At 55.7% G+C, this 13,483-nt stretch carries 14 protein-coding genes; 10 read left to right on the top strand and 4 right to left on the bottom strand.

What is annotated here, in order from left to right; translation table 11 throughout:
* Nucleotides 1–3 precede the first annotated feature (3 nt).
* A complete protein-coding gene (locus I4V53_RS08635) occupies nucleotides 4–1,743 on the bottom strand; it encodes an ABC transporter ATP-binding protein (protein WP_195985292.1) in 1,740 nt (579 codons plus the stop codon).
* 45 nt (nucleotides 1,744–1,788) lie between these two features.
* Nucleotides 1,789–2,304: a peptidylprolyl isomerase gene (locus tag I4V53_RS08640; protein WP_195985293.1), complete on the bottom strand. Its 516-nt coding sequence runs from the start codon at nucleotides 2,302–2,304 to the stop codon at nucleotides 1,789–1,791.
* Nucleotides 2,305–2,504: 200 nt separating this feature from the next.
* On the opposite strand from I4V53_RS08640, the gene I4V53_RS08645 reads away from it, so the two are divergent.
* The 3 genes from I4V53_RS08645 (at nucleotide 2,505) to groL (ending at nucleotide 5,849) form a co-directional block, all read left to right on the top strand.
* A complete protein-coding gene (locus I4V53_RS08645) occupies nucleotides 2,505–3,629 on the top strand; it encodes a THUMP domain-containing class I SAM-dependent RNA methyltransferase (RefSeq protein WP_195985294.1) in 1,125 nt (374 codons plus the stop codon).
* A gap of 257 nt (nucleotides 3,630–3,886) precedes the next feature.
* Nucleotides 3,887–4,171 (top strand): co-chaperone GroES, encoded by a 285-nt coding sequence (locus I4V53_RS08650; protein ID WP_195985295.1) that lies wholly within the window; start codon nucleotides 3,887–3,889, stop codon nucleotides 4,169–4,171.
* Between the two features lie 49 nt (nucleotides 4,172–4,220).
* Nucleotides 4,221–5,849 carry a chaperonin GroEL gene (groL, locus tag I4V53_RS08655; RefSeq protein WP_195985296.1) on the top strand — a complete coding sequence of 543 codons (1,629 nt, stop codon included), beginning with the start codon at nucleotides 4,221–4,223 and terminating at the stop codon, nucleotides 5,847–5,849.
* Between the two features lie 502 nt (nucleotides 5,850–6,351).
* On the opposite strand, the gene I4V53_RS08660 is transcribed toward groL, so the two are convergent.
* On the bottom strand, nucleotides 6,352–6,645 hold the full coding sequence (locus I4V53_RS08660) for a hypothetical protein (protein ID WP_195985297.1): 294 nt from the start codon (nucleotides 6,643–6,645) through the stop codon (nucleotides 6,352–6,354).
* Nucleotides 6,646–6,789: 144 nt separating this feature from the next.
* On the bottom strand, nucleotides 6,790–6,969 hold the full coding sequence (locus I4V53_RS08665; RefSeq protein WP_195985298.1) for a Maf family protein: 180 nt from the start codon (nucleotides 6,967–6,969) through the stop codon (nucleotides 6,790–6,792).
* Between the two features lie 609 nt (nucleotides 6,970–7,578).
* On the opposite strand from I4V53_RS08665, the gene I4V53_RS08670 reads away from it, so the two are divergent.
* The 7 genes from I4V53_RS08670 (at nucleotide 7,579) to I4V53_RS08700 (ending at nucleotide 13,464) form a co-directional block, all read left to right on the top strand.
* Nucleotides 7,579–8,037: an NfeD family protein gene (locus I4V53_RS08670; RefSeq protein ID WP_195985299.1), complete on the top strand. Its 459-nt coding sequence runs from the start codon at nucleotides 7,579–7,581 to the stop codon at nucleotides 8,035–8,037.
* A 14-nt stretch (nucleotides 8,038–8,051) separates the two neighbouring features.
* Entirely contained in the window at nucleotides 8,052–8,951 is a 900-nt protein-coding gene (locus I4V53_RS08675) for an SPFH domain-containing protein (RefSeq protein ID WP_195985300.1), read from the top strand.
* A 383-nt stretch (nucleotides 8,952–9,334) separates the two neighbouring features.
* Nucleotides 9,335–9,838: a 5-(carboxyamino)imidazole ribonucleotide mutase gene (gene purE, locus I4V53_RS08680; RefSeq protein ID WP_195985301.1), complete on the top strand. Its 504-nt coding sequence runs from the start codon at nucleotides 9,335–9,337 to the stop codon at nucleotides 9,836–9,838.
* Nucleotides 9,839–9,880: 42 nt separating this feature from the next.
* A complete protein-coding gene (gene purM, locus I4V53_RS08685) occupies nucleotides 9,881–10,915 on the top strand; it encodes a phosphoribosylformylglycinamidine cyclo-ligase (protein ID WP_195985302.1) in 1,035 nt (344 codons plus the stop codon).
* Nucleotides 10,909–11,535, top strand: coding sequence for a phosphoribosylglycinamide formyltransferase (gene purN / locus I4V53_RS08690; protein ID WP_195985303.1), 627 nt, complete (start codon nucleotides 10,909–10,911; stop codon nucleotides 11,533–11,535). Before purM ends, purN begins: the two co-directional genes overlap by 7 nt.
* A gap of 22 nt (nucleotides 11,536–11,557) precedes the next feature.
* Nucleotides 11,558–12,271 carry an IMP cyclohydrolase gene (locus I4V53_RS08695; protein WP_353616502.1) on the top strand — a complete coding sequence of 238 codons (714 nt, stop codon included), beginning with the start codon at nucleotides 11,558–11,560 and terminating at the stop codon, nucleotides 12,269–12,271.
* A gap of 14 nt (nucleotides 12,272–12,285) precedes the next feature.
* The gene (locus tag I4V53_RS08700; RefSeq protein ID WP_195985304.1) at nucleotides 12,286–13,464 is read left to right on the top strand and encodes a phosphoribosylaminoimidazolecarboxamide formyltransferase; all 1,179 of its coding nucleotides are present in this window, start codon (nucleotides 12,286–12,288) and stop codon (nucleotides 13,462–13,464) included.
* Nucleotides 13,465–13,483: the final 19 nt, after the last annotated feature.

The raw sequence follows: 13,483 nt of genomic DNA on the forward strand, positions 1-13,483 counted from the left end.
TTTTTATGCCTCCAGGCCTTCAAACTGCATGTTGTAATATTTGGCATAGATGCCGTTTTTTTGTAAAAGGGATTTGTGGCTGCCGCGTTCCTGAATGCCGTCGTCGTCTAGGACAATGATTTCGTCGGCATTGCGGATGGTGGACAGCCGGTGCGCAATCACAATTGTGGTGCGGTTTCTGGAGAGCTGTTCCAGGCTGTGCTGGATGTGCTGTTCGCTCTCATTGTCCAGCGCGGAGGTGGCCTCGTCCAAAATTAAAATTTTGGGATTTTTCAGGAACACCCGCGCGATGGCAAGACGCTGCTTCTGTCCGCCGGAGAGCCGTGTGCCGCGCTCGCCCACGTAGGTGTCGTAACCGTCCTCCAGTCCGGAGATGAAATCGTGGATGTTGGCGTTTTTCGCCGCTTCGATGATTTCCTCCATGGTGGCGTCCGGCTTGCCGTAGGAGATGTTTTCCCTGATGCTGCCGGCAAACATGTAGACGTCCTGTTGCACGATGCCGATGGAACTGCGCAGGCTTTTCAGCGTCAGACCGCGCACGTCCTGCCCGTCGATGGCGACGGCGCCGTTTGTGACGTCGTAAAAGCGGGGGAGCAGGGAGCAGAGCGTCGTTTTGCCGCCGCCGGACGGGCCGACCAGCGCCACCGTCTTGCCCGCGTCGATGTGAATGTTGATGTGGTTCAGGATGGTGTTCGCGTTGTCATAGCTGAACGAGACGTCCTGATAGTCGATTGTGCCCTTCACGTCCTTCAGTTCTTTGGCGTCGGGGGCATCCACAATTTCCGGCTCCGTTTCCACAACCTCCAAGAAGCGCTTGAAGCCGGAATAACCCTTTTGAAACAGCTCTGTGAACTCAATCAGCACATCGATCGGATTGATAAAAATATTGATATACAATGCGTAAACCGCCAGATCGGAGAGCTGGATCGCACCCTGTGAGACAAAGTATCCGCCGCTGACCAGCACCGTGGTAAACAGGATGCCCTGAAAGAAATTGTTGCCCGCGTGGAAACTGCCCATGCGGCGGTAGTTGCGCTCCTTGGACTCCAGGAATTGCAGGTTGCTGTCCGAAAACTTTTCACGTTCCAAATCCTCGTTCGCAAAGGACTTGACCACACGGATGCCGGAAAGGCTGTCCTGTACACGGGAGTTGACGCCCGCGATTTTTTTGCGGTTGTCCATAAAGACCGCGCGCATCTTTTTGTTCTGCTGGACGCTGAACACCAGCATGATCAGAGTGACCGCCGCCAGAATCAGCGTCATGGGCACGTTAATCCAGAGCAGCAAGGCAAACGAGCCGAAGATTTTCAATACGGAGATAAAGATATTTTCCGGCCCGTGGTGCGCAAGCTCCGAAATGTCGAACAGATCGGAAATAAGCTTGCTCATCATTTCTCCGGTATTGTTGCGGTCGTAATAGGAAAACGAAAGGCGCTGGAAGTGGTTGAACAGGTCCTGCCGCATGTCGCTTTCCATGCGCGCGCCCATCACATGGCCCTGGTAGGTGATGTAATACCGGCCCAGGAAGCGGACCAGATACATGACCAGCAGGCCGATTGCCAACCACGGAAGCGCCTGCAAAATAACCTGTGCGCCGCGTGCGAACAGGTCCTTGGTGAGCCAGTTCAGAATCTGGGGAAATGCCAGGTCGATCAGGCTGACGACCAGCGCGCAGAACATATCCAGCCAGAAGACCACGCGGTACGGTTTGTAATATTGAATGAACTTCTTTAAGACAGACATGTGCCCTCCTCTAACTGCATGTCACCGGGCACAAACGGGGGATGCTCAGAGCGTTTCCGGTTCCGGGTATTCCTCGCCAAATGTTTCCACGGTGACGGTTTTCATGATCTGATCCTCGCGCGGGCGGTCGCTGTAATCGCGCGCAGCGCCCACGATGCGGTCCGCTTCCTCCATGCCGGAGATCACCTTGCCAAACGCGGCGTACTGGCCGTCCAGATGCGGCGCGTCCGCTACCATGATGAAGAACTGGGAGCCTGCGGAGTCCGGATTCATGGCGCGCGCCATGGAGAGAACGCCGCGGGAATGCTTCAATTCATTCGGGAAGCGGTTCATGGCGAACTCGCCCTTGATGCCGTAGCCGGGGCCGCCCATGCCGGTGCCCTCCGGATCGCCGCCCTGGATCATAAAGCCCGGAATGACGCGGTGAAAGATCGTTCCGTTGTAAAAGCCCTTTTTGACCAGGGAAATGAAGTTGTTGACCGTGTTCGGCGCGACCTCCGGGTACAGCTCCGCCTGAATCGTGCCGTTGTTGGTTTCGATGGTAACGATGGGATTTTTCATCTATAAAGACCTCCTGATGTAAATTTTTTGCACAAGCAGTTTCCCTATTATACCGTTCTTTTCCGGAAACAGCAAGGCGTAAGAAGATTTTATGGTTCATTTTAGGCCGGTTTTGTGGTATACTTATCTACTAAAGACGTTGAAAAATACCTGTCATCAGGATATGCGTGGGCAGAGGGTCCCACCGGATTGGAGTAAAAATGGAAGATACGTTTAAACTGGTGGTGCCCTGTCTGCTGGGCGTGGAGGGCCTTGTGGGCGACGAACTGCGCCATATGGACGCGCAGAATGTGGAGCCGCAGAACGGCCGCGTGCTGTTTGACGGAGACGCCGCCATGCTGGCCCGCGCCAACCTCTGTTCCCGCTACGGGGAACGCGTACTGGTTCAGCTGGGGAGCTTTCGGGCGCTCAGCTTTGAGGAACTGTTCCAGGGCGTGAAAGCCCTGCCGTGGGAGCGTTGGATCGGCAAAAACGACGCGTTCCCGGTCAAGGGAAGCTCATTGAATTCCAAGCTGGCCAGCGTACCGGACTGCCAGTCGATTATTAAGAAGGCGATTGTGGAGCGGCTCAAACAGAAATACCACGTCAACTGGTTTGAGGAGACGGGCGCGCTGTACCAGGTGCAGTTCCTTATCATGAAGGACGTGGTCAGCATCATGATCGACACCTCCGGCGCGGGCCTGCACAAGCGCGGCTACCGTGCCAACGCGACGGACGCGCCGATCAAGGAGACGCTTGCCGCGGCGATGGCGTACCTGTCCCGCGTGCGCAGCGACGGCGTGGTGATCGATCCCTTCTGCGGCTCCGGCACCATCCTGATCGAATCCGCGCTGTATGCGATGAATATCGCGCCCGGCCTGCGGCGCCACTTTGCGGCGGAGCGCTGGGAGGGCATGGGTCCGGAAATCTGGCAGAGGGAAAAGGAACGCGCGCAGGACCTGGTCCGGCGCGATACGGGCTTTGCCTGCTACGGCTATGACATCGACGGCGCGGCGATTTCCCTCACGCTGGAAAATGCAAAGAAGGCGGGCGTCATCTCCTGCCTGCGTGCGGAAAAGCGGGATATTGCCGCGTTCCGGCCCGCGGGCGAGCGCGGCAATGTGATCTGCAACCCGCCGTATGGGGAACGGCTGCTGGACCTGAAAGAGGCGGAAGACATCTATCGCACGATGGGGACCGTCTTTGCGCCGAAGCAAAAGTGGAGCTACACGATCATCAGCCCGGACGAGACTTTTGAGGACTGCTACGGCCGCAAAGCCGACCGCCGCCGCAAGCTGTATAACGGGATGATTAAGTGCCAAATATACATGTATTACAAGTCTTAACAGGACCGGGCGGATGCCCGGCCCTTTTTCTCTGTTTTGGGCGGAATTGTAAATAATTTATGAAATTGTAATTTTTCGGGAAAAACCCCTTGATTTTTTATAAACGAGTGGCTAAAATAGGTTTAGCACTCAAAGATATGGAGTGCTAAACAAAAATAACCTTTCAAGCGGCGCAGAAAATGAGCCGCGCAGTTTGAAAGTGTATTTTTTATATAGTAAAAGTTTAGTAAGATCATTTCTTGAAGGAGGAACTTTAAATGACAGTCAAACCTTTGGCAGACAGAGTATTGATCAAGATGGAAGAAGCGGAGGAAACCACGAAGAGCGGGATCATCCTCGCGGGCTCCGCAAAAGAAAAGCCGCAGGTGGCAAACGTCATCGCGGTTGGCCCGGGCGGCCTTGTGGACGGCAAGGAAGTTACCATGGCCGTCAAGGTTGGCGATAAGGTCATCACCAGCAAGTATGCCGGCACAGAGATCAAGATGGACGGTGAGGAATACACCATCGTCCGCCAGAGCGACATTCTCGCGGTTGTAGAGTAATTTGACCGGTTCCCGGAAATACACATGATATGTTTGGAGGAATAACGATATGGCAAAGCAGATCATCTATGGCGAAGAAGCAAGAAAAGCGCTTTCCAGCGGCGTAAACCAGCTGGCAGATACCGTGAAAATCACCCTTGGCCCGAAGGGCCGCAATGTGGTTCTCGATAAGAAGTTCGGCGCGCCGCTGATCACCAACGACGGCGTGACCATCGCGAAGGAAGTCGAGCTGGACGATCCGTTTGAGAACATGGGCGCGCAGCTTGTCAAGGAAGTCGCAACCAAGACCAACGACGTTGCGGGCGACGGCACCACCACCGCGACCCTGCTGGCACAGGCGCTCATCCGCGAGGGCATGAAGAACGTTACCGCGGGCGCAAACCCGATGGTCCTGCGCAAGGGCCTACAGAAGGCGGTCGACACCGCGGTGGAAGCGCTGAAAGAGCATTCCAAGAAGGTCGACGGCTCCAAGGACATCGCGCGCGTCGCGACCGTTTCTTCCGCAAACGAGGAGATCGGCCAGTTGATCGCGGACGCAATGGAGAAGGTTTCCGCCGACGGCGTCATCACCGTGGAAGAGAGCAAGACCGCGATGACCGACTGCGACGTTGTGGAAGGCATGATGTTTGACCGCGGCTATATCAGCCCGTATATGGCGACCGATACCGATAAGATGGAAGCCGTCCTCGACGACGCTTACATCCTGATTACCGATAAGAAGATTTCCAACATTCAGGAAGTTCTGCCGCTCCTCGAGAAGATTGTGCAGTCCGGCAAGAAGCTGGTCATCATCGCGGAGGACGTGGAAGGCGAAGCGCTGACCACCCTGATCCTGAACAAACTGCGCGGCACCTTTAACTGCGTGGCGGTCAAGGCCCCGGGCTTCGGTGACCGCCGCAAGGAAATGCTGCAGGATATTGCCACCCTGACCGGCGGCCAGGTCATCTCCTCCGAGCTGGGCCTTGAGCTGAAGGATACTGAGCTGTCTCAGCTGGGCCATGCGCGTCAGGTCAAGGTTGACAAAGAAAACACCATCATCGTCGACGGCGCGGGCAACCCGGACGAGATCAAAGCCAGAGTTCACCAGATCCGCACCCAGATCGACGCCACCACCTCCGACTTCGACCGCGAGAAGCTCCAGGAGCGCCTTGCGAAGATGGCGGGCGGAGTAGCGGTCATCCATGTCGGCGCGGCGACCGAGATCGAAATGAAGGAAAAGAAGCTCCGCGTGGAGGATGCGCTGGCGGCCACCAAGGCGGCTGTGGAAGAGGGCATCGTATCCGGCGGCGGCGTTGCGCTGATCGACGCGATCCCGGCGGTCACCAAGCTGCTTGACAGCACTGACGGCGACGAGAAGACCGGCGTGCAGATCGTCCTGAAAGCGCTGGAGGAGCCGGTTCGCCAGATCGCGGTCAATGCGGGCGTAGAGGGTTCCGTCATTGTGGAGAACCTGAAGAAGGCCGGCAAGGTCGGCTACGGCTACAACGCACTGACCGAGGAATACGGCGATATGATCGGCTTCGGCATTGTGGACCCGACCAAGGTCACCCGTTCCGCACTGCAGAACGCGGCTTCCGTTGCGCAGATGGTTCTCACCACCGAGAGCCTGGTTGCTGATAAGAAGGAGCCGGTTCCGCCTCCGATGCCGACGGATCCGGGCATGGGCGGCATGTATTAATCTCAACAAGTAAATAAAAAGAAAGAGGCTGTTGCAAGACAGCCTCTTTTTGTTTGTGGTGTTTATCGAAAGGTAAAATATATTTTCCGTTTCTTTAAAAGGCGGGATCTGCGGTCAGCCTGCGTTTACGGCGAGGATTGTTTTTACCTGACCGGTAATGATTAAAATGCGTTTTCCTGCTTTTCTGAAAAGCAGCGGGATCAAAGGGCAGGGCCCTTTGCCGTTCTCCGCAGAGAACGGAACGTACAACGTCTTTCGCGGACCTCCGGTCAGGACGCGCCTACGGCGAGGATCATTTTCATCTTGTGGTAATTGTTAACATATGTCTTTCTACGTTTCTGAAAAGCGGCGATAGTCATTTAGAGTGTCGAGCAAGGTTTTAGCCTCTGGCGAACCTCCCGACCGGAGGTCAGTGGGAACGAGTGATAGAGTTGTTTACGAATCATTTATGTTGCCGTGTGCGTTTTTCCCCGGCTCCGCATGGAGCCGGGGCCTTTTTGCGTCAAAGCATTCCCAACCAGCGAAGCAGGTAGATGCAGTCCTGAAAGCCCTGCTGGTAGATGAAGGGGCTTTCGATAGTATGCACCCAGTTTTTCGCGGCATCGAATTGATCGATCCATTCGTCGTTTTCGCCCAGCTGCTCCTGTATCTTTTGGTACAGCTCGGAGCAGGTGTCGGACGCGCGCTGGTACTCCGGATGGTTCCGCGTTTGTTCGTAGGAGAGACGGCCATAGGATTCCGCGCAGCAATACTGGAAGTTTTCTGCAAAGCCCGGGTATTCATAATTCAGTTCCATTTAAATACTTCCTTTCCCTTTTCTGTTGCCGCAGCGCTTGCAGGAATGAGCCGCACAGTGTATACTATTTGTGCGGGCCGCTCCTGTGAGCGGCTGCGGCATGATGGGGGAAGCGGTGACTGTTTGTGATGGACGCCGCTTCCTCTATTTTTTCTCCAGGCCGTCGTAAATCTGATGAACTCCCATACGCAGGACTTCGGACTTGTTGAGGCCCAACGCCTTGCAGCAGCCGGATAGCTTTTCGTTCGTCTCTTCATCCAGCCGGAGCTGCATTTTAATGGGTTTGGGATTGTCGGTTGGACGGCCCATTTTCTTTTTATCCACGATGTATGCATCACCTCACTTATTGTCATTATACTTTTATATGTTGTTTTTGCAAATCACACATTAATTCTATAAAATGAATATAGTTTTCTGAATGTCAGCAAATTTAACTCATAGATAAAATAATTATTTAAAAACTTAATTAAAATCTCTTTTGTGAATTTTAATGGTGATGAAATTTTACTTAAAATTTTAATAAAACTCTATTATGACAGTTAAAAACAGAATGGAATGGTTGCAAGCGACTTTCACATAAAGTGTTTTTATTTTAAACGATACGGGAAAGACTATATAAACGGGCTGCCGGTGCGCTGGGAACATATCCCCGCCGGCGGCTTTTTCATTTATTTGGAAGATTCAGGGATATTTACCTCCCTTTGGCAATACAGTGAAGGGGGATGGAAATCATTACACTTTTGTAAAGAATCCCGTAAAACCGGGCTTTTTCACGATTGGGCCCGCCTGGATTCGCCCCGAAGCGACCCGGTTCGCGGGGGAGAGTAGCTTTACAAAAAGGGCGGAAATCCGCCTTCTCCGTCCTCCTGCGCGGTTTGTGCAAAAATTTCGGTTATGGTAAGATAAATGCATCACCGGAGAGGAGGTGTGACAATGGAACCCAGTTCCTATTTATGGCTCGCAGTGATTGTCATCGCTGCAATCGCAGAGGGGGTTACGACGCAGTTGGTTTCGATCTGGCTGGTGGTCGGCGGCATCGGCGCGCTGATCGCGGATATCTGCGGGGCGCCGTTCTGGCTGCAGTTTACCGTCTTTGTGGCCGTGACCGCGATCACGCTGGCAATTACCCGCCCGTTGGTAAAGAAGGCCATGCGCTTTCAAAAGGAAGATACCAATGCGGGGCGATGTATCGGCAAAGAGGGCGTCGTCCTCTCGCAGATCAACAATGTCCAATGTGCCGGTCAGGTGACCGTGCTCGGCAACGTCTGGACCGCGCGTTCCGCGGACGGTTCCATTCTGCCGGAAGGCGAGAAAGTACGCATCAAGGCGATTGAGGGCGTAAAGCTGATTGTGGAACCGGCGCACAGCGCCGGCTGTATTGAAGAAAAATAAAGGAGGCTGTTTTTATGCCGTATCTGTTGTTAGTTCTGATTCTTTTGATCATCATTGTCATTATTTCCAATATCAAAATCGTGCCGCAGGCGCACGCGTTCGTCATGGAGCGCCTGGGCGCGTACCATGTCACATGGGAAACCGGCCTGCATGTCAAGGTGCCGTTTATGGATCGGATTTCCAAAAAAGTTTCCCTGAAAGAGCAGGTCATCGATTTCCCGCCCCAGCCCGTGATTACCAAGGACAACGTCACCATGCAGATCGATACCGTCGTGTACTTCCAGATCACGGACGCGAAGCTGTACGCCTACGGCGTGGAGAACCCGATTTCCGCGATTGAGAACCTGACGGCGACCACCCTGCGCAATATCATCGGCGACCTGGAGCTGGACCACACCTTAACTTCCCGCGACGTGATTAACACCAAAATTCGGTTGATTCTGGATGAGGCGACCGACGCATGGGGCATCAAGGTCAACCGTGTGGAGCTGAAAAACATCCTGCCTCCGTCTGAAATCCAGGATTCCATGGAGAAGCAGATGAAAGCGGAGCGCGAGCGCCGCGCCAGAATTCTGGACGCGGAAGGCCAGAAGCGCAGCGCCGTCCTGATTGCGGAAGGCGATAAGGAATCCGCCATCCTGCATGCGGAGGCAATAAAGGAATCCAAAATCCGCGAGGCGCAGGGCGAGGCGGAGGCCATCCTCTCCGTGCAGAGAGCGTTGGCGGACAGTATCAAAATGCTGAACGAGGCGAACCCGGGCGAGGGCGTTATCGCCATCAAGAGCCTGGAGGCCTTCCAAAAGGCGGCGGACGGCAAGGCGACCAAGATTATTATCCCGTCCAACATTCAATCCATGGCCGGCCTGGCTACGTCCTTAAAAGAATTTATGTCTGAGGATAAGCTGGCCAAATAAAGCGCTTTTGAAACAACTTGCGGCAGAATACACAAAATACATGGGGATAAAGCAAGAACCTCTCCATATCTGGACGAAAAAGGAATTTTGCTGGAAATCGCTTGCTTTTAATGTCGAAATATCCTAAAATAAAGGAAGTGAATGCCATACCGGCGGTTGGCATCCGGAAAAGGCCGGAGGCAGAAAAACAACAGCGGAGGTATGCGCGATGAAGGGGTTTACCGTTCGGATTTGGTCTTTCTGCACAATGGGCTTCGTCTATCTTTCTTTATAAAATCAAGGCTGCGTCGTATTGCCGTCGCAGCCTGTTTTTTATTTCTTGAAAGAAGATTGCTGGAAAGAATCCCCCTTCCCAAATGAAAGAAACAGGAGAGTGTACAGCTATGGCAGTAAAAAAGGTAGCAGTCATCATGGGCAGCGACAGCGATTTTCCCACCGTTTCCGCGGCAATCAAGCGCCTGAAAGCGTTTGAAATCCCGGTGGAAGTACATGTGATGTCCGCGCACCGCACGCCCCACGCGGCGGCGGCTTTTGCGGGCGACGCAGTGAAAAACGGCTTTGGCGTGATTATCGCGGCGGCGGGCAAGGCGGCGCATCTGGGCGGCGTTCTGGCGGCGCACACCACGCTTCCGGTCATCGGTATCCCGGTCAAGTCCTCCACGCTGGACGGTCTGGACGCGCTGCTCGCAACGGTGCAGATGCCCAGCGGCATCCCGGTGGCGACCGTCGCCATCGACGGCGCGGACAACGCGGCGATCCTGGCGGCCCAGATGCTGGCGCTCTCCGACGAGGGCCTCGCGGCGAAGCTCGTGGAGATGAAGCAGCAGATGGCGGACGGCGTTGCCAAAAAGGACGCGGCGATTCAGGAAAAGGTGGCAGAGCTTTAATCTTTAATACTTGAAACCGGCTGGCCCGGGGAGGAGATAACAATGAACAGTTTTAGCGATCGGTATAAAGAGGCGGGCGTGGATGTGACCGCCGGCTACAAAGCGGTGGAATTGATGAAAAACCATGTCGCGCGCACCAAAATTCCGGGCGTGGTTTCCGGCATCGGCGGCTTCGGCGGATTGTTTCAGCCGGACCTGGGCGGCATGGAGGAGCCGGTGCTTGTCAGCGGCACGGATGGCGTCGGCACCAAGCTCAAGCTTGCGTTTTTGATGGACAAGCACGACACGGTCGGCATCGACTGTGTGGCGATGTGTGCGAACGACGTGGTCTGCTGCGGCGCAAAGCCGCTCTTCTTTCTGGACTATGTGGCGGTCGGCAAGAACGTCCCGGAGAAGGTCGCGGCGATCGTCTCCGGCGTCGCGGAGGGCTGCGTGCAGTCCGGCTGCGCGCTGATTGGCGGCGAGACCGCGGAAATGCCCGGCTTCTACCCGGTGGACGAATACGACCTCGCGGGCTTCTGCGTGGGCATGGTGGACCGCAAAAAGATCATCGACGGCAGCAAGCTGGCGGAGGGCGACGCGCTGGTCGGCCTGGCCTCCTCCGGCGTGCATTCCAATGGTTTCTCTTTGGTGCGCAAGGTTTTTGACATCAACGAGGAAAACGTCAACCGCTATGTGGACGAGCTGGGCATGACGCTGGGCGAATGCCTGCTCACCCCGACCAGGCTCTATGTGAAGCCGATCCTGGCTTTGATGGAACAGTGCGAAATCAAGGCGGTTTCCCATATCACAGGGGGCGGCTTCTTTGAGAACATCCCGCGCATGCTGAAGGACGGTCTGACCGCGAAGATCGATACGGCTGCGATCCCGAAGCTTCCAATCTTCGACCTTCTGCAGAAGGAAGGGGAGATTCCGAAGCGCGAGATGTACAATACCTTTAATATGGGCGTCGGCATGTGCGTCGCCGTTGCGAAGGAGCAGGCGCAGGCGGCTGTGGAAGCGCTGAAGGCCGCGGGCGCGGACGCGTTTGTCATGGGCGAGGTGGTCTCCGGCGGGGAGGGCGTCGTTCTATGCTGAACATAGCCGTTCTGGTTTCCGGCGGCGGCACCAATTTACAGGCGCTGATCGACGCGCAGAACGCCGGGCAGATCGAAAACGGCGCGCTGTCTCTGGTGATTTCCAGCAAGGCGGACGCGTATGCGCTGGAACGCGCCAGACAGGCGGGGATTTCCACGCGCGTGCTGCTGCGCCGGGAGTTTGCCCGGCAGGCGGATTACGACGCGGCGCTGCTGGCGCTGCTGGCAGACTACCGAATCGACCTGGTGGTGCTGGCCGGCTTTATGACCATCATCAGCGAAACAGTGATCCGCGAATATGAGAATAAAATCATCAACGTGCATCCCGCGCTGATCCCGTCCTTTTGCGGTCCGGGCTTCTACGGCCTGCACGTGCACGAGGCGGCGCTGGAAAAGGGCGTCAAGGTGAGCGGCGCGACCGTCCACTTTGTCAACGAGGTGTGCGACGGCGGACCGATCATCCTGCAAAAGGCGGTGGAGGTCTGTCAGGACGATACGCCGGAGACGCTGCAGCGGCGGATTATGGAACAGGCGGAATGGAAATTGCTGCCGGAAGCGGTCTCGCTGTTTTGCGCGGGAAAAATCGCTGTGGAAAACGGCAGAACCATCATAAAAGACTGATCGGAAACAGGGAAAGGGCGTAATGGAAATGGTGACAAAAAATCTTGCTGAGGAACTGGCTTCTAATTCCTATCCGGGGCGCGGTATTGTCCTGGGCAGAAGCGCGGACGGGAAACAGGCGGTCATCGCCTATTTCATCATGGGCCGCAGTGAAAACAGCCGCAACCGCGTATTCGTAGAGGACGGCGCGGGCATCAAAACCAAGGCGTTTGACGAGAGCAAAATGGTGGACCCGTCCCTCATCATCTATTCCCCGGTGCGTGTGCTGGGAAAAACCACGGTTGTGACCAACGGCGACCAGACGGACACCGTCTACGATTTTTTGCAGCAGGGCAAGAGCTTTGAGGATGCGCTGCGCACGCGCACCTTCGAGCCGGACGGCCCGAACTTTACCCCGCGTATTTCCGGTGTGGTCGAGCTGGAAAACAACTGCTACAAGATTTCCATCCTGAAGAGCGCCTGCGGGGACGAGTCCTCCGCGCGCCGCTATTTCTTTGATTATGACGCGCCGCGCGCGGGCGAAGGCCACTTTATCCACACCTATGAGGGAGACGGCGACCCGCTGCCGTCCTTTGAAGGAGAGCCGACCCAGGTCAAGCTGGAAGGCGGCATCGACGCGTTTACCGATCTGGTGTGGAACGCGCTGAATGCGGACAACAAGGTTTCCCTGTTTGTCCGGTACATCGATCTGGCGACCGGTGAGGCGGAAAGCAGAATCGTCAATAAAAATCAGTAATGGGGGAGTTACCAATGGCAAACGAGCTTTTATTGAAATATGGATGCAACCCGAACCAGAAGCCGTCCCGCATTTTCATGCAGGACGGCGGCGACCTGCCGATCGAGGTTCTCAACGGCAAGCCCGGTTTTATCAATTTCCTCGATGCGTTCAACAGCTGGCAGCTGGTTAAGGAAATGAAGGAGGCCACCGGACTTCCGTCCGCCGCTTCCTTTAAGCACGTCAGCCCCGCCGGCGCGGCCGTGGGCCTGCCGCTGACGGAGACGGAGCAGAAGATCTATTTTGTAGACGATCTGGAGCTTTCTCCGATCGCCTGCGCCTATGCGCGCGCCCGCGGCGCGGACCGCATGTCCTCCTATGGTGACTGGGCGGCGCTCTCCGACGTCTGCGATAAAGAGACGGCGACCCTGCTGGCCCGCGAGGTGTCCGACGGTATCATTGCGCCCGGCTACACCGACGAGGCGCTGGAAATTTTAAAAACCAAGCGCAAGGGCAACTACAACGTGGTCAAGATCGACCCAGCGTACAAGCCCGCGCCGATTGAGCATAAGGACGTCTACGGCGTGACCTTTGAGCAGGGTCGCAACGAGTTCAAAATTGACAACAGCCTGCTGGAAAACATCGTAACGGACAACAAGGAACTTCCGGAGGACGCAAAGCGCGACCTGCTGATTTCCCTGATTACGCTGAAATATACGCAGTCCAACTCCGTCTGCTACGCCAAGGGCGGGCAGGTGATCGGCGTTGGCGCCGGCCAGCAGTCCCGCATCCATTGCACGCGTCTGGCGGGCAACAAGGCGGACGTCTGGTTCCTGCGCCAGCATCCGAAGGTGCTTGGCCTCAAATTTAAAGAGGGCATCCGCCGTCCGGACCGCGACAATACCATCGACGTCTATATCTCCGATGAGTATATGGATGTGCTGGCGGACGGTGCATGGGAAAATCTGTTTGCTGAAAAGCCGGAACCGCTCACCGGCGAAGAGAAGCGTGCTTGGCTGGATACGCTCACCGGCGTTTCCCTCGGTTCCGACGCATTCTTCCCGTTTGGCGATAACATCGAGCGCGCGCATAAGACGGGCGTGCAGTATATCGCGGAGCCGGGCGGCTCGATCCGCGACGACCACGTGATTGCCACCTGTAATAAGTACGGTATCGCCATGGCCTTTACCGGCATGCGCCTGTTCCACCATTGATCGGCGGGAGGGCATAAAA

The organism is Clostridium sp. D33t1_170424_F3, from assembly GCF_015667585.1.
Taxonomy (GTDB): domain Bacteria; phylum Bacillota; class Clostridia; order Oscillospirales; family Acutalibacteraceae; genus Anaeromassilibacillus.